The organism is Candidatus Marithrix sp. Canyon 246 (assembly GCF_001723685.1).
Lineage (GTDB): Bacteria > Pseudomonadota > Gammaproteobacteria > Beggiatoales > Beggiatoaceae > Marithrix.
Genome location: NZ_MCBX01000010.1, coordinates 23,680 through 40,039, shown reverse-complemented (window position 1 = coordinate 40,039; position 16,360 = coordinate 23,680). Strand labels below are relative to the sequence as shown.

General features: G+C 34.1%; 16 protein-coding genes. 10 read left to right on the top strand and 6 right to left on the bottom strand.

Annotated elements, in window-relative coordinates:
- Positions 1–59 precede the first annotated feature (59 nt).
- Both BHU68_RS17620 and BHU68_RS07815 read left to right on the top strand, forming a co-directional pair.
- On the top strand, positions 60–254 hold the full coding sequence (locus BHU68_RS17620) for a PD-(D/E)XK nuclease family transposase (protein WP_069472009.1): 195 nt from the start codon (positions 60–62) through the stop codon (positions 252–254).
- 32 nt (positions 255–286) lie between these two features.
- Entirely contained in the window at positions 287–709 is a 423-nt protein-coding gene (locus BHU68_RS07815; protein ID WP_069472994.1) for a hypothetical protein, read from the top strand.
- A gap of 103 nt (positions 710–812) precedes the next feature.
- On the opposite strand, the gene BHU68_RS07810 is transcribed toward BHU68_RS07815, so the two are convergent.
- Both BHU68_RS07810 and BHU68_RS07805 read right to left on the bottom strand, forming a co-directional pair.
- Entirely contained in the window at positions 813–2,696 is a 1,884-nt protein-coding gene (locus BHU68_RS07810; protein ID WP_069472007.1) for a transglycosylase SLT domain-containing protein, read from the bottom strand.
- Complete coding sequence (locus BHU68_RS07805) at positions 2,693–3,397, bottom strand: RNA methyltransferase (RefSeq protein WP_069472006.1); 705 nt, start codon at positions 3,395–3,397, stop codon at positions 2,693–2,695. Before BHU68_RS07805 ends, BHU68_RS07810 begins: the two co-directional genes overlap by 4 nt.
- Positions 3,398–3,414: 17 nt before the next feature.
- On the opposite strand from BHU68_RS07805, the gene BHU68_RS07800 reads away from it, so the two are divergent.
- The 5 genes from BHU68_RS07800 to lolA all read left to right on the top strand — a co-directional run bounded on the left by BHU68_RS07800 (position 3,415) and on the right by lolA (position 6,748).
- Positions 3,415–3,921, top strand: coding sequence for a metallophosphoesterase family protein (locus BHU68_RS07800; protein WP_069472005.1), 507 nt, complete (start codon positions 3,415–3,417; stop codon positions 3,919–3,921).
- Positions 3,918–4,475: a hypothetical protein gene (locus BHU68_RS16430; protein ID WP_083234219.1), complete on the top strand. Its 558-nt coding sequence runs from the start codon at positions 3,918–3,920 to the stop codon at positions 4,473–4,475. Before BHU68_RS07800 ends, BHU68_RS16430 begins: the two co-directional genes overlap by 4 nt.
- 176 nt (positions 4,476–4,651) lie before the next feature.
- The gene (locus BHU68_RS07790) at positions 4,652–5,515 is read left to right on the top strand and encodes a lytic transglycosylase domain-containing protein (protein WP_069472004.1); all 864 of its coding nucleotides are present in this window, start codon (positions 4,652–4,654) and stop codon (positions 5,513–5,515) included.
- A gap of 76 nt (positions 5,516–5,591) precedes the next feature.
- The gene (locus tag BHU68_RS07785) at positions 5,592–6,149 is read left to right on the top strand and encodes a thioredoxin family protein (protein WP_069472003.1); all 558 of its coding nucleotides are present in this window, start codon (positions 5,592–5,594) and stop codon (positions 6,147–6,149) included.
- Positions 6,146–6,748: an outer membrane lipoprotein chaperone LolA gene (gene lolA, locus BHU68_RS07780; protein ID WP_069472002.1), complete on the top strand. Its 603-nt coding sequence runs from the start codon at positions 6,146–6,148 to the stop codon at positions 6,746–6,748. Before BHU68_RS07785 ends, lolA begins: the two co-directional genes overlap by 4 nt.
- Here lolA and BHU68_RS07775 read toward each other — a convergent pair.
- The 4 genes from BHU68_RS07775 to dprA all read right to left on the bottom strand — a co-directional run bounded on the left by BHU68_RS07775 (position 6,736) and on the right by dprA (position 13,558).
- Entirely contained in the window at positions 6,736–7,539 is an 804-nt protein-coding gene (locus tag BHU68_RS07775) for a Stp1/IreP family PP2C-type Ser/Thr phosphatase (protein ID WP_069472001.1), read from the bottom strand. The two genes, lolA and BHU68_RS07775, sit on opposite strands and share 13 nt — an antisense overlap.
- Entirely contained in the window at positions 7,530–10,001 is a 2,472-nt protein-coding gene (locus tag BHU68_RS07770) for a protein kinase domain-containing protein (RefSeq protein WP_083234217.1), read from the bottom strand. The genes BHU68_RS07775 and BHU68_RS07770 overlap by 10 nt, the downstream gene beginning before the upstream one ends.
- Before the next feature lie 94 nt (positions 10,002–10,095).
- Positions 10,096–12,396, bottom strand: coding sequence for a type I DNA topoisomerase (gene topA, locus BHU68_RS07765; protein ID WP_102135589.1), 2,301 nt, complete (start codon positions 12,394–12,396; stop codon positions 10,096–10,098).
- 10 nt (positions 12,397–12,406) lie between these two features.
- Positions 12,407–13,558: a DNA-processing protein DprA gene (gene dprA, locus BHU68_RS07760; RefSeq protein WP_253180936.1), complete on the bottom strand. Its 1,152-nt coding sequence runs from the start codon at positions 13,556–13,558 to the stop codon at positions 12,407–12,409.
- 69 nt (positions 13,559–13,627) lie between these two features.
- Between dprA and BHU68_RS17885 the strand changes: the two genes are divergently transcribed.
- The 3 genes from BHU68_RS17885 to BHU68_RS07750 all read left to right on the top strand — a co-directional run bounded on the left by BHU68_RS17885 (position 13,628) and on the right by BHU68_RS07750 (position 16,293).
- Positions 13,628–13,855 carry a DUF4291 family protein gene (locus BHU68_RS17885; protein ID WP_216092610.1) on the top strand — a complete coding sequence of 76 codons (228 nt, stop codon included), beginning with the start codon at positions 13,628–13,630 and terminating at the stop codon, positions 13,853–13,855.
- Positions 13,856–14,063: 208 nt separating this feature from the next.
- The gene (locus BHU68_RS07755) at positions 14,064–15,263 is read left to right on the top strand and encodes a transporter substrate-binding domain-containing protein (protein ID WP_083234216.1); all 1,200 of its coding nucleotides are present in this window, start codon (positions 14,064–14,066) and stop codon (positions 15,261–15,263) included.
- A 94-nt stretch (positions 15,264–15,357) separates the two neighbouring features.
- Complete coding sequence (locus BHU68_RS07750; RefSeq protein ID WP_069471998.1) at positions 15,358–16,293, top strand: inorganic phosphate transporter; 936 nt, start codon at positions 15,358–15,360, stop codon at positions 16,291–16,293.
- Positions 16,294–16,360 lie beyond the last annotated feature (67 nt).

Genomic DNA, 16,360 nt, shown 5'->3' with positions numbered 1-16,360 from the left:
GGAATTATTTGTAGGTTGGGCTGACGAAAGGAAGCCCAACAATTTAAAGACAAAAAATTATGGCAGAAAGAGAATTAGTAAGTTTCGACTGGGCTATTAAAAAATTATTAACAAATAAAGCCAATTTTGAAATATTAGAAGGTTTTTTAAGTGAACTCTTAAAAGATGATATAAAAATAATACAAATATTAGAAAGTGAAACTAATAAGGAACATAGTAATGAAAAATATAATCGTGTTTCTATCGCGGAATAACTAGTTTTAAAGGTGTGCATGATAATAAAATATTGCAGCTAGAAACAAATCAAAAAGAATATTATGATCTTAATAGAATTTTTAATGTATTTCCGGAATACTATGTAATTAGAGTCAATAAATTCAATAAAATTGCTAAAGATACTTTAGATGAATGGATTTATTTTCTAAAAACGGCTGAAATCAAAGACTCTTTTACAGCTAAAGGCATTAAAAAGGCAAAGAAAGCACTTGATGTATTAGAGCTAAATGCAGAAGATAAAAGAACTTATGATGCTTATCAAGAAAATTTGCATTATCAAGCTAGTATGTGGGAATCTAGTTATGGGCTTGGAAGAAAAGAAGAAAAGCTAGAAATTGCAAAAAGTTTGTTAGATATATTAGATATTGAAACTATTGCTTTGAAAACTGGTTTGAATGTCACAGAAGTGCAAAAATTAAAAAAGAAACTTTAGAGTATTCGTGGTAAATATGCAAAATATTATCACGAAAAATTCAAAGGCGGATGTAGAAATATAAACCTGACAGGCTTAAAAAAACCCATCAGATTTGACAATATCAATAATGACAAATCGGATCCATCTTCATCGGTTTAACCTTATCCACCATTCGAGATTCAAACATAGCAGCATAACTTAAAACACGTTTCACATATTTACGTGTTTGGCTAAATGGAATTAATTCAACCCAAATATCTGGAGCTACGCAAGGATGTGCTTTTGCCCATCTTTTCGCGTTTGTTGGTCCACCATTATAAGCCGCTGTGGCTAATATGTGATTGTTATTAAACATATTTAGCATCATTCGCAAATAAGCAGAGCCTAATTTAATATTATTAGCAGGCAATAAAACATCATCAATATCATTAAACTTTTGTCGTCTAATAATATATTTAGCTGTTGCCGGCATTACTTGCATTAATCCATTTGCCCCTGAACGAGAACGCGCATCTATTTGAAAAATACTCTCTTGACGAATCACCCCATAAACATATGAATAATCTAAATTCTGAATTTCAGCATTGCCAATAACATCATCATAAAAAGCTAAAGGAAAGCGTATTTCCAGATCATCCCAATACTGAACTTTAGCCAGTGTCACAATAGCTCGATTATGCCAACCCCAACTATTAGCCAAAGTTGCCGCTGTTTTTATTTCTTCAGTAGTTAATTTTGCCAATACCTTATTCCATTCAAGCCGAGCAAAATAATTAAATTTCAGAAAATATAATTCACGAGCGCGTTGTAAACCGCGATATTTATTTAATAACTCAGTTTGAACTTTCTTACTAATATTTAACGGCTGTGAATTAAACTGATAAGCTTGACCAAGTCTATCAGCGGCTAAAAAGCCATAATAATCTCGATTTTTAGCCAGCTTTTTATATATTCGCTTTGCTTTTTGATGATTACCTACTTTTTCTAAAGCACGCGCATACCAATATTCATGCTTAGCAACCGGCAAAGATTCAATCAGCTTGACTATCGCTTGCCAATTTTTTTTAAGCAAATAAATTTGCAAACGCGCCAAAATCACCTTTTCAGTCATTAACTCATTATCAACTTGCTCTAACAACAACTCAGCTTTGAAATGTTTCTGACTAGCAGCTTTTAAAGCAATATAAGATAACAACTCATCTTTTTCCTTCAGCGTCAAATAATTTTGATATGATTTCCAATACTCATAAGCAAGTTCAGCATCTTTAGCAGCTAAGCGGCGTAAACCATATACCAATAACTCACGTGCATATTTGGTATTTTTATACCGAAAATTACGCAAAACTTTAGCAGGATTCTGATACACCACCTTCCACCGCCAAATCCATCTTCGTTCCTGAATAGGTAAATCTTTAGCTAAATATCCAGCTAAACCAGAATTACCATTTTTAATAGCTAAAATACTACGTTGTAAACGTAAATCTGGACTAATTATATTATTAGTATAAAGATAATTAAATACCTGATCGCAAGCATTAGGTTGAGATTTGCCAACCAACCACAGATCTTTAGCAGAATTTAACAACTCCTGATTTAAACGAAAATACTTCTTAATATAAGCAGTTAAAAAATGACATTTTAAAATAGTATTTTTTTGGGGAGTATAAACATTAAGAAAACTATCCCAATCAGCCTGTTTAGCCAAAGATTTTAACCAAATTACCCTCAAAGAACGAGCAAACGGAGCATTTTGATTATTATTTAAAAACAACTTAATAGTTTGTGGATATTGTTGATCAACATAAGACTTTAAATAAAAATAACGTAAATAATCAGCAAGCGAATAATCTTTTAACTGCGCTGACAAAGCATTAAAAGCAACAACATTTCCACCATCCAAAGCTTTTTTTGCCTCTTCAAATTGCCAACGTTGCTCTAATAAATTACTAGCAGTTGCATTATTAATAAATAAAAATAATGCCAATATTAAATATTTTTTAATCATTTTTCAATACCTCGTTGTGCAGCAGTGAGAATGCCGCGTAAAATGTTAATTTCTGAATCCATCAACTCTGTACGATTAAACAACCTATGTAAACGTCGCATTAATAACCTCGGATTATCCGGATCTAAATATTTTATATCAACCAATGTTTGCTCCAAATGTTGATAAAAATTATTCATAACCTCAGATGATACTGGTGAAGGTAACTTATGACTTAACTCAGCCATACCATTAACTCGTAACTCATAAGTAATAACCTGAACCGCAGCTGCTATATTAAGAGAACTAAACTGAGGATTTGTCGGAATGTGTACTAAATAATGACACTGTTCAAGTTCTTCATTCGTCAAACCAGAATGTTCTCGTCCAAATACAATTGCAATTTGCCCACTATGATCCAATACATGTTTAGCACACTCCTTTGGAGTGAAAGTGGGCCAACTTAAACTACGTAATCTCGCGCTAGCACCAAAAATTACTTGACAATCTTTTAAACTTTCTTCAAAAGTATCAAAAACTTGTGCGTTTTCTAACACCGCATTGGCTCCACTAGCACGTGCTATAGCTTTAGCATGAGGAAAAGTTTTTGGTTGGACTAATCGCAGTTGCGATAATCCCATATTTTTCATAGCCCTAGCGGCTGCGCCTATATTACCGGGATGAGTAGTACCAACTAAAATTATATTTATATTATCAAACATTTTAAAATTAACTTATAATGAAAATTTGTATTTTATCGGATAGCCATGATAATGCTCCATTATTAATTGCCGCAATAGAAGATGCTAAAAAATTAGGAGCGGAAGCAATTTTGCATTGTGGAGATATTGTTGCACCGAGTACGCTTGCTAAAGTACAAGATCAGAATCTACCTATACATGCTATTCATGGCAATAATACAGGAGATTTATATAACTTATCTCGTTTAGGGAACAAATCAAATAATCTCATTAAGTATTATGGTCAAGATGCAGCCTTTACTTTAGCGAAACGACGAATTTTTATAGTCCATTACCCACATTATGCAAAAGCTATGGCGGTAACTGGCAATTATGATTTAGTTTGTTGCGGACATAACCATATTATTTCTATTGACACTATAAAAAATATCAAAGGCAAAACTACAATTGTCTGTAATCCCGGCACAGTAGCTGGAATTGGCGCAACTCCAACCTATGTATTTGCAGACTTAGAAACCATGCACTTTGAAAGGAAAGATCTATGAATGAAGGAAATCAACCCAAATTAACCTTGGGTTTGAAAAAAAAATTACATAAACCTCAAGATGATAAAACAAAAACCACTAACAAATTAAGAATAGGCTCAAGAAAAAAAGCTGCTCTGTTTCAACCAGTAGCAGCTACAGAACAACAATTTCAAGAAACTAGATTTAAGAAAAAGCAAGAATTTAAACCAGAATCTGTGGTAGATACACCACAAGAACCTTTATTATCACGACCATCAACTATTAGAATCGCTAAAACAATAGGTAAATTAGAACTAAATATTAAAATAACCGAATTACCTAATTGGGTAGAAACCATAAAAAGAGGTTGGCAACGTTTTTGTATAAATGTTGATGGAAAAGTAGTCAGAATAAAGGTACGTCCAAGAGTTTGGAATAAATTAATTGAAGCCAATGATGAATATACTGAATGGGTGGCATCTATTACTGGTAAAATGGGACATAATATTCATAACGGATTTGAATTATTAGAACCACAAGTACAAGTATATGAGAAAGTATCTAAAAATTCAAATACACAAATAGTTGAATAATTATTCAAATATCTTTATAATCCATATTTCATACAAGGATTTCCCATATTATAAATAAGGTAGGATTTTTTATAATTCCTTGTAAGGATTAATAATAATATTCTGTATGGGTGTTTGCTTTAAAGGAGAAGTAGTATATTTATTAACATTTAAATTTTAATAGGAGACATATTATTATGTCAAAGAAAGCAGTTTTTTCAGTTGTAATGGTAATGAGCATCTCGGCTTGTTCAAATATGCCTAAGAGTAATGATCTGAATGTATCTAATAATTCTGAACAAAAGAAAGTTGAAAATTTAGCTTTTCATATTCATGAATTAGATACAATTGCATCAAGTCTGAATAAAGATACACCAGCATGGGTTGCCTTGGATTGGAATCAAATTCAAACTCAAACCATTGCTCAAAATCGTTACAAGAAGCCACATAGACGAGTAAATGTAGCTTCAATTAGAAATAGATATAATTACCAGAAGCCAATTAAACCAGTAGGTTTAGCTTCCAAACATGCAATTCAATCTAATGGTAAGTTTAGATATGTTAGTAAACCTCGTTTAAGTAGCTTAATTCGTTCTTCTAAAGTACGCGGACGTTATAAACGTTATAATAAAATGATACGTGTAGTTGCTAAAAGTGTAGGTATTGAACCAGCATTTTTACATGCAATTGTACGCGCGGAATCAAATTATAATCCAAAAGCTAGATCTCATGTAGGTGCAGCAGGATTTACACAATTAATGCCTGGAACTGCAAGAGAAATGGGTGTAAAAAATCGTTATAATCCTGTCGCGAATTTATATGGCGGTGCTCGCTATTTACGTTATTTGCTAAAATTCTTTAATAAAAATAGAAAGTTAGCAATTGCTGGTTATAATGCTGGACCATTTGCTGTAAAACGTCATGGCTATAAAGTTCCTCCTTACAGAGAAACAAGAAACTATGTTAAAAAAGTTTTATCTTATTATAAGAGAAACAAGAAATACTTTAAGCATGAAGTTGCTTACAAAAAAATGCTAGAAAATAGCCGTCGTTATCAATAAAAGCCGAAATTAAACCTGACAGGTTTTTAAAACCTGTCTGGTTTTGCTTAAAATTATAATAGGAGTAATAATAATTATGGCTAGAACGCCATCCAATATGATGCCACTCGGCACCGTCGCCCCTGACTTTAATCTATACAATCCACAATCTGAAAAGCATGTAGCACTTCAAGATGTCAAATCTGATCTTGCTACAGTTGTAATGTTTATTTGTAATCATTGCCCGTATGTTATACATGTACAAGACCAATTAGTTAAACTAGCTAATGATTATCAAGCTAAAGGTATTGCTTTTGTGGCGATTAATTCTAATGATGTTATCAATTATCCTGATGACTCACCAGAAAAAATGAAGGAAGCCTCAGAAACATTAGCATATCCATTTCCTTATATATTTGATGAAACTCAAGACGTAGCCAAAGCTTATCAAGCCGCTTGCACACCAGATTTCTTTATATTTGATAAAGATTTAAAATGTATTTATCGCGGGCAACTAGATGACTCAAGACCCCATAATAATGAGCCTGTAAATGCTAAGGATATTCGCGCTGCTTTAGATGCAGTTTTAGCAGGAAAGCCAGTTGATTCAGATCAAAAAGCGAGTCTAGGCTGTAATATTAAATGGAAACCATGAAAAATTCCTTATTACTAATATTAGTATTAGCTCCTAATTTGCTTCATGCCGAAGATTTCTTGAACCGCTACCTTGGTAATTTAGCTACTTTTCAAGCAAATTTTGAACAAAGAATTTATAATGATAATGGTACATTATTAGAAAAATCAAGCGGTAAGATGTATGTACAACGTCCAAATAAATTTCGTTGGGTATATGAAAAGCCTTATAGTCAATTAATTGTTGCAGATGGAGAAAGGGTGTGGATATATGATAATGACTTAGATCAAGTTACTGTTAAAAATATGAATAAAGCATTAGGTAAAACCCCTGCATTTTTACTAAGTAGTAATCGTAAAGTTAATAAGGATTTTAGAGTCAGACAAATAGCATATACTAGAAAAGCTTTTGAATTGACTCCTAAAGATAAACAAGCAGCATTTAAGAAAATACGTATAAAATTTAATAAATATAATAGTTTAAAAGGATTTGAATTATTAGATAATTTAGATCAGAAAAGTTATATTTCTTTTCGTCGTGTAAAGAAAAATAAAAGAATGGATCAAGGTTTGTTTATTTTTACACCACCAGCAGGATCAGATATTATTTATGAAGAGTGAAACAACCATTGTGCTAATTTACTCTTGCGTTGTGGTTCTAACAAAGTAGCTAAAACTACAGAAATATTATCATTACCGCCTTTATCATTAGCGGCTTTAACCAAATCTTTTACAGCTTGATCAAGTGTTTCGGCATTCTTGATCAGCTTATGTATCTCATCATCATCCAGCATATCGCTTAAACCATCAGAACATAATAGATATATATCTTCATGTAGTAAACTGCATTCTTGAATTTCTACACTTACTTGTTCCCCAATCCCTAATGCTTTGGTTACTAAATGTTTATTTGGAGATTTACGCGCTTGTTCTCGCGAATAATAACCACAATCAATTAATTCTTGTAGCACTGAATGATCTTTTGTAATTTGACAAAATTTATTAGCTCGTAAACGATATAAACGTGAATCACCTACATGTGCAATACTGAGAAAATCATCATGAAATAATACTGCAACTACGGTTGTACCCATGCCTTGATACATTTGTTTTTGCATCGCAGTTTCATATATAATTTGATTTGCTTTAATAACAGCTTGTTCTAGCCACACAGTTGTTGTGTGATAATGGTGATTAGGCTGACGTTTCAAATTAGCTTTTTTTGTTAGTAACATTTCTAATTCTGCAATCACAGTTGTTACTGCTATTGCACTTGCAACTTCACCAGCTTGATAACCGCCCATGCCATCAGCAACAATTGCAAATCCTAAATCTGCATCACTGGCAATATAATCCTCATTATTATTGCGAATTAATCCGGTATCAGTAGCACTAACGATTTCTAATAACATATTTTTCCTAATTTACCACAATCACGCAGTGCATTGGCAAACTCAGAACCAGTTTGGTAACGCCGTGAAACGGTTTTATGCAGACTTATATCAATTACTTTTTTTAAGCACAGCGGTATATCCTTTCTTATAGTCAAAATATCTGGATGGGCTTCATTGGTAATTTTGAACATTAATGTTGCCATAGAATCTGCTTGAAATGGTAATTCTCCAGTCAATAATTGATATAAAGTCACGCCCAAAGAAAATAAATCTGTACTACCATTTATGGGTTTTCCTGCCAATTGCTCTGGCGACATATAAGATGGAGTGCCTAAGATTACACCGGTTTTGGTTTTATTGGAATCTGTGATATGCGCAATACCAAAATCAGTGAGTTTGATTTTTTCAGTAGCAGGATTATACATGATATTGGCTGGTTTAATGTCACGATGTATAACTTCATTACTATGAGCATAATGTAATGCATCAGCAGCACTAATCATTATATCTATAATAATTTCAATAGCTAATAAATTATCCTTTTCTGTAAATGGTACTAAATTGCCACCTTTAAAAAATTCCATAGCAATATAAGCAAAATCTTGTTCTTCACCAGCGTCATAAATTGCAACAATATTTGGATGTTGTAAACGCCCTGCCGCTGAAGCTTCTCTAAAAAAGCGTATTGTGGCTTCTTGTAATTCTTCTTCTTCAAACTCTAGTGCTAATGGTAAGGTTTTGATTGCCATTAAACGGTCTAATTTGGTATCGGTGCCCAGATAGACAACACCCATAGCACCTTTACCTAATTGTTTTTCGATTTGATAACGCCCTAAAACCGGTTTTTCTCCATTATCATCTAATTGCAATTCATTAAAATTACTATCTAATAATCGCGGTTTTTTTACAACGTGTAATCGTTCTAGGCGTTTTTTTACATCGCGGAATCTTGGGTGTTGGCGAATCATATAACGATATACTCCAGCAGCGCGTTTTAAATTGCGCTTACGTTCATAATCTAAGCCTAAATTATATAATAAACTCATTATTGTTTCATCGGCTGGGCATAAACTGAATTTTTCAAATGCTAAATCTAAATTGCCTTGCCCTTGAAAAGCTAAACCTAATAAACGATTTTCTTCAATTGTTTCTGGATGTAAACGAAAAGCGTTTTGATATACAACTATAGCGTTTTTGATTTGTAATACTAAGTAAGTACATACGATTAATAATATAGATGGCATTAATTGCACTAACAAACCTTGATGTAATAATGCAACATATAGTACAAACAATATTAAGACTGCTCCGCCGCTGACAAAAATATTAGGTAATAACAAACAAACATAGGCTAGTATCAATAAAAATAAGATTATTTGTAATGCTATTGCCCAATTTGGAATTATAAAAAAATCTTGGTTCAATATACTAGCAACTGTATTTGCGATTACTAATGCAGATGCTTTATCACCTAACAATACGATTTTATCTTTATATTTTTCAGCGGCAACACGCCCAGATAATAAATCAGAATAAGAATCTACCATTAAATTAGAATAAAAAAATGGTCGCATAAATAAATTAGCATCAGTATTAATCTGTAATTTGCCTAAATGCACGCCTTTACCAAGCTGAACTTTAATAGCAGATTTCAAACTATTAGCGACTAATACTAAGGGTAATGAAGGCAAATAATGATCTTGATGCTTTAAAACTAATGGAAATTGATGTGGATTATTATTAATTGGGTTTAAATAAGCAATGCTTAAAACATTTTCAGCTAAAATTTCTAAGGGTGCAATATAGTTGCTAATAGAAGGTGGTTGCTCTACTTTAAATGATCTATCAAATGGGGTTCTAACTGATTTAATGGCATGTTTTATTATATAGTCAGGTAAATTAACATTAGATTTACCTAAAGAAAATTCCATAGATAAAACTAGATTTTTAGTTTGTTTAAAAGAGCTAGCTAATCTTTTATCGCCATTCAAATCAATACTGGCGGCTTGTAATCTATCTTCAAGGCTTGTCAAAGCTTCTGGCAATTGAGCGATCTTACTAATTATTTGCCTTATACGTCGCCTATCACTATTATATTTACCCCTAACTTTTGATAATTGACTTATTAATTGCTCATTAATGAGGTTCAATGGTTTAGAATTTTGATAAAATGTCATTAATTCATCAATATAAACCAGCCCAGCTGGTTTTTGTAATGTGCTAAAATCAAGAGTTGTGGCGATAACTTGACTATGTGGAGCAACTAAATTAATGACTCTGGCTACATCGGCTGGTGATTTACCATCAATAGTAATAACAGCAACTTTGTCACCCGGATTATGATTTATTAATTCGATACTCCAATCATAAACAAACTGTTCCAAAGGTTCTAACAAGCCTATTAAAGTAATAATTAATATTATTAATCCAACTAATAAACCAATAAACCAATTATTTACCTTTTGAGTCATATTCCACATAGTTATATTTTTATTGATAATAAAATTTTTAGAACTTATTTGGCATATAGTATGCCAAACCTGACAGGTTTTAAAAACCTGTCAGGTTTAATCACTAACTAGTAACTGCTTCAACAAAGTCACATTCTTTCTGTGGGCAAAGTTTTTCTGTACCGCGCCGCTTAGTCGTTTTAAGCATTAAAATTGCCCAATCACATTTTGGACAACTTTCTTTTATCGGCTCATTAGGTATTGCATATTTGCATTTTGGATAGGTTGAACATGAATAAAAGTATTTGCCATAACGAGATTTTTTCTTAACTAGTGTCGCCTTGTTACAACTTGGGCATTTTATTCCAGTATCTTCTGGTTTTTCTAGCGGCTCAAGATGTTTACATTTTGGATAATTACTACAACCAATAAATTTACTACCTGTACGAGATAGTTTTATATGTAAAGCAGACTTACATTTTGGACATTTACGCCCCTCGACTATTTCAGGTTCATTGCTAACTGCTGGTTCTCCATCATTTCCATCAGAATCAAGACTACGAGTATAATCGCAATCTGGATAAGCAGTACAACCAATAAACTTACCTCGTTTACCCAGACGTTTTACTAATGGTTTCTTACATTTCGGGCAAGATTCATCTATCGCTTCTTGAGTAAAATCTTTACGCTCCACTGTGTGCATTTTTTCATCAATTAATTGTTTAAATTGACTCCAAAATTGTTCCATTAACGGAATCCAATCCTTTTCACCACGAGACACTGCATCTAAATCATCTTCTAATTGCGCAGTAAAGTCATAATCTACATAGCGGCTAAAATGTGTAGTTAATAGCTTAGTTACAATTCCACCTATATCTGTGGGTGTAAAACGTTTTTTCTCTAATACCACATACTCGCGTTGCTGCAAAGTAGAAATAATATTAGCATAAGTAGATGGTCTGCCAATTCCAAATTCTTCTAAACTTTTAACTAAACTAGCTTCGGTAAAACGCGGTGGTGGTTCAGTAAAGTGTTGTTTAGTTGTTATTTCTTTTAAAGAAATTGTATCACCTACTACTAATGGTGGTAACATTTTATCATTGTTATCAGCATTTTTTTCATCATCAATGCTTTCTTGATAAACTGCCATAAAGCCGGGATTAACTAAAGTTGAACCATTAGCTCTAAAATTATTAGCTTCACCTGCACTTAAATCAACTGCTACCGTATCAAGTGTGGCATGAATCATTTGACAAGCAATTGTACGTCGCCAAATTAAAGCATAAAGTTTTAACTGCTCTGGTTTTAAAAACTGTTTAATCTGTTCAGGATAATGTTTAGCAGCAGTTGGGCGGATTGCTTCATGTGCTTCTTGAGCATTTTTGGCTTTAGTTTTATATTGTCGTGGCTGTTTAGGTAGATTATCCTTACCATAACGTTCTACAATAACTTCACGAATTTCTTCTAATGCTTCATTAGCTAAATTCACAGAATCAGTTCGCATATAACTAATTAAACCTTCTGAACCATTACCAATGTCTATGCCTTCATATAACTGTTGAGCAACTTGCATGGTACGTTTAGTGGTAAAACCTAATTTACGAGCTGCTTCTTGTTGTAAAGTTGAAGTTGTAAATGGTGCTGAAGCTTGACGTTTACGTTGCCTTTTATTAACTTTTGTTACTTCTAATTTACCATTCGTTTGATCAATTAATGTGCTTTTGATGTCACTGGCTTTAGTTTCATTAGTGATACTAAATTGAGTGATTTTTTTGTTTGCAAATAAATTCAGTTTAGCTAAAAATTTTTGCTTATTTTTATTACAATCAGCTTCTATGGTCCAATATTCACGCGGCTTAAATTCTTGGATTTCTTGTTCACGTTCAACAATTAAGCGTAAAGCTGGGCTTTGCACTCTACCAGCAGAAAGCCCAGAACGAATCTTTTTCCATAGCAGTGGTGAGAGAGTAAAACCTACTAAATAATCCAAAGCTAATCGTGCGCGTTGTGCATTGACTAAATTCATAGACAATTTACCGGGATTAGCAATTGCGGCTTGAATTGCCTCCTTAGTAATTTCATGAAATGCAACGCGATAGACTTGCTTATTAGTTAATAAGTTTTTATCCTGTAAAATTTCTAATAAATGCCAAGAAATTGCCTCACCTTCACGATCTGGATCAGTTGCCAAATATAAAGTATCAGCCTTTTCCATTGCCTTTACTATTGCATTAACATGTTTAGCATTTCTTTCAATTAATTGATATTCCATATCAAAATTATTAGCAGTATTAACTGCACCATTTTTACGTGGCAATTGACGTACATGTCCAAAAGATGCTAAAACTTCAAAATCAGTACCTAAATATTTTTTAATGGTTTTTGCTTTCGCAGGGGATTCAACAATTACTAAATTCGTCACTATATAATTACTCTTATTCGCTCAATGCGTAAAGCCCACCCGCTTGAATAACAACTTGTCCATTTAATTCCAACATTAATAACATGGACGAAACTTCACCAGCAGGTAAGCCGCTTTGTTCAACTAAACTATCTATCGAAATAGGTCCCAATTTTAAAAATTTTGATAAAGGTATATCATCATCATCAATAATGTCAACTGGTACCTTTGTTATTTTTGGTTTAGGTGTTGATGGCTTAGAAGTGTGTGGTTGAATAGGCTTAGATACAAGTGGCTTTGATGGTGAAATTGATAATTCTTCTATAATATCAGCAGGTTTATCAACTAATTTTGCGCCTTCTTTTATTAGCTTATGACAACCTTTAACTAAATTATTATGTATAGAACCGGGTACTACAAAAACTTCACGCCCTTGCTTTTTGGCATGATCCACTGTATATAAAGCACCACTTTTGATGGGTACTTCAATAACTAAAGTAGCTAAACTTAAACCGCTGACAATCCGATTTCTAACAGGAAAATGTTGACGATGTATAGGCGTACCGATTGGTAATTCTGAAATTAATGCACCAGTTTCGACAATTTTATAAGCCAAATCTCGATGTTGTGGAGGATAAACTCGATCTAAACCAGTGCCAGCAACAGCGATAGTTTTACCAGAAGCAGCCAAAGCACCCCAATGACTTGCACCATCAATACCTAATGCCAAGCCACTAGTAATAGTAATACCTTGATGAGATAAATGCTCAGCAAAATCTTTAGCTATAAGTTGCCCTTCCTGACTTGGATGACGAGTACCAACTATAGCCACTTGCTTACTACATAACAATGTACTATCACCATGTATAAATAATATACAAGGTGGATGCTTAATTTCACGTAATAGCGGCGGATAATCTGCATGATGTAAAGTTAATAATTGACGCTGCGGTTTTTCTAACCATAACATATCTTTTTCCACGGCTTGCCAATTTGGAGCTTCGAGATAACTAATTAATTTATCATTTAATTTTAATGCTTGCCACTCGGATTTCTCTGCTTCAAATACAGCACGTGGATGCTCAAAATGCTTGAGCAAACCAGCAAAACGTGCTGCCCCAATACCCGGCGCACGTATTAAGGCTAACCAATATTCTTCTTCAATTATATCGTCAGTTTCATTCACTCTTTAAGTTCCCAAAATTTATTTGACATACTTATAACATATTTTATACTACAATAAGATACATTTTTAATCCATAATTGTATATCAAGCATATCGACCATCTATCGGCACAATGCATTAGAAAATGGATACTTTGGTGGGGATTTTAAATACACTAGAATGAGTTGGATAAAAACTAACTTTTTATGGATGATGTATCGATCAGGTTGGGGAACAAAACCAGATCAGGAAATTATTTTAGCTATTCGATTAAAAACAACATTTCTTGATTCTGTATTAACTCAAGCAGTGAGTTAAATAGTCGGTTACAAATGATATAATGACAGCGTTTTAACTTGTTCTACAATTTTAATACCCATGTAGGCTTGTCCTGATTCATTAAATAAGCTATAATTCGCTTGTTGTCAAATAATTTTTTTTAATCTTAACATCACTTATATTTTTGCAAATATAAGTTAAATGAATGTAAAATGGTTGCTTTGAAGCAAATAGGTAAAGTAAAAATATGCAAATCAAAACAAGGCTCTTATTAACCGCCGTAGGTATGGCATCTTATTTGTCTGCTCATGCTCAGTCAGCCACTTTTGATGTAGAAACGCAAGAACTACATCTTCCAGTTGTTGAAATCATGCTAAAAGACGAGAAAGTGGGTGCATTTGAAGTCGAAATGCAATTGGTGCCTGATACCATTGCCTCTGATTTCACGATCAAGAAACTCACCCCACTAGAGTCGATTCCCTCGTCTGGTAATACATTAAACCGCGTTAAAAAACGCAGAGCTTTGGTATGCGGTATGGGAAATGAGTTGAGTACCCTTAAAGGCGGTTTCGTTTTCCTCAATGCAAATGGTCAGATTGCGGGTTTTGATGTTGACTTTTGTCGGGCAGTAGCAGCGGCTGTGCTTAATAACGCAAATGTTGTCTCGCCTGTTATGATAATACCTGAAAGTAGATCCATCGCATTGAAACCTGGTAATGTAGACATACTCACTGCGACCACAACTTGGACCAGCAGCCGTGGGGCCAACTGGGGTAATTTTACTTGGATAACCTTTTATGACGGACAGGGTTTCGTCGTCAAAAAGAACAGTGGTATTACCACTCTTGAACAGCTAGAAGGAACAACTATTTGTGTGACTAAGGGTACCACTACGATAGCTAACCTTAAAGAAGTATTCACCCAGCGTGGCATTAGCTTTACGCCAGTAGTTTTTTCTGACCAGACTGAAACATTCACCGCTTATGAACAGGGGCAATGTACGGCTTATACCAGCGATCGTTCACAAGTGAGCTTGTCGATTTTTAGGAGTAATACACCAGACGCGCATCTTCTTCTAAATGAAACCATTTCTAAAGAACCCCTAGCTCTATCTGTTTCTTTTGGTGACGAGCAGTGGCTTAAAATTGTCAGAACCATCATATTTGGTCTAATCAATGCTGAAGAACTCGGCATCACTCAAGCCAATATTGACACAATGATGAGCAGCGACAATCCGCAGGTGAGACGGCTTTTAGGCGTGGAAGGTTCCTTTGGACAAGCTAAACTCGGCTTAGAAGCTGATGCGATTGCACGGGCTGTCCGGGCAGTAGGCAATTATGGAGAGATATATGAGCGCAACCTCGGCTCAGGTGGTATCGGCATACCGCGGGGCTTAAACCGTTTGTGGACTGATGGTGGCTTAATTTATGCACCTCCACTGCGCTGAGTTAAATATCTGTAGGGTCGGGAATCATATTTTTATGGAAAAACAGAGATTATTGAAATAATAAATTGATTATACCGATTTTTAAAGGAGAAAAATGCTTATTTATCTACTATTCTTTGCAACATTATTTCTAGCATATGTTAATGGTGCCAATGATAACTTCAAAGGCGTAGCAACACTTTATGGTAGTGGAACTTGTAGCTATAAAACCGCTATTACAATTGCCACTATTGCTACTTTTGCTGGTTCTATAAGTGCAATATTTTTAGCTCAAGGGTTAATAAGCAGTTTTTCAGGCAAAGGTTTAGTTCCTCAAAATGTTGCTGGAGCAACTGATTTTTTAATGGCAGTCAGTTTTGGTGCCGCTTGTACCGTATTATTAGCCACTAGATTAGGTTTTCCAATTTCAACCACTCACAGCTTAGTCGGTGGATTGTTTGGAGCTGGGTTGATGGCAGTTGGCTGGGATGTCAATTTTAACCAACTCGGAACCGTGTTTTTTATACCACTATTAGTTAGCCCATTTATAGCATTTGCCTTGGGTGCAACGGCATATTGGATAATAGGCAACCGCAAAGACAACAAACTATTAGATATAGCCCATACAACTAGTGGAGCAGCAGTATCATTTGCTCGTGGTTTAAACGATACCCCAAAAATAGCCGGCTTACTAGTAGCAGCACAAGCCCTTGATATTCGTTTTGCAATGGTAGCAATTGCACTAGGAATGGCAATTGGAGGATTATTAAATGCACGTCGCGTAGCAGAAACCATCAGCCACAAAATTACTGAAATAAATCATAGCCAAGGCTTCTCAGCCAACCTAGTGACTAGCTTCTTAGTAATAATTGCCAGCAAATTCGGAATACCAGTATCCACCACCCACGTATCTGTAGGCTCAATATTTGGCATTGGAATGATTAGCGGCAATGCTAATGCTAAAGTAATTAGCAGCATAATCCTATCATGGCTAATTACCTTACCAGTTGCAATATTTTTTAGCGCGTTAATGTATTATCTTGTTTCCTAACATAAAATAGGGTGTTAGACCTGACAGGTTTTTAAAACCTGTCAGGTCTTTTTAACATTTTATTTCA

Excerpts from the sequence above, each read along its gene's own strand:
- BHU68_RS07755 (WP_083234216.1), top strand. The coding sequence starts at position 14,064 with ATGCAAATCAAAACAAGGCTCTTATTAACCGCCGTAGGTATGGCATCT.
- BHU68_RS07805 (WP_069472006.1), bottom strand. The coding sequence starts at position 3,397 with ATGTTTGATAATATAAATATAATTTTAGTTGGTACTACTCATCCCGGT.
- lolA (WP_069472002.1), top strand. The coding sequence starts at position 6,146 with ATGAAAAATTCCTTATTACTAATATTAGTATTAGCTCCTAATTTGCTT.
- BHU68_RS07810 (WP_069472007.1), bottom strand. The coding sequence starts at position 2,696 with ATGATTAAAAAATATTTAATATTGGCATTATTTTTATTTATTAATAAT.
- BHU68_RS07770 (WP_083234217.1), bottom strand. The coding sequence starts at position 10,001 with ATGTGGAATATGACTCAAAAGGTAAATAATTGGTTTATTGGTTTATTA.
- BHU68_RS07775 (WP_069472001.1), bottom strand. The coding sequence starts at position 7,539 with ATGTTATTAGAAATCGTTAGTGCTACTGATACCGGATTAATTCGCAAT.
- BHU68_RS07750 (WP_069471998.1), top strand. The coding sequence starts at position 15,358 with ATGCTTATTTATCTACTATTCTTTGCAACATTATTTCTAGCATATGTT.
- BHU68_RS07800 (WP_069472005.1), top strand. The coding sequence starts at position 3,415 with ATGAAAATTTGTATTTTATCGGATAGCCATGATAATGCTCCATTATTA.
- BHU68_RS07790 (WP_069472004.1), top strand. The coding sequence starts at position 4,652 with ATGTCAAAGAAAGCAGTTTTTTCAGTTGTAATGGTAATGAGCATCTCG.
- BHU68_RS17620 (WP_069472009.1), top strand. The coding sequence starts at position 60 with ATGGCAGAAAGAGAATTAGTAAGTTTCGACTGGGCTATTAAAAAATTA.
- BHU68_RS07785 (WP_069472003.1), top strand. The coding sequence starts at position 5,592 with ATGGCTAGAACGCCATCCAATATGATGCCACTCGGCACCGTCGCCCCT.
- BHU68_RS16430 (WP_083234219.1), top strand. The coding sequence starts at position 3,918 with ATGAATGAAGGAAATCAACCCAAATTAACCTTGGGTTTGAAAAAAAAA.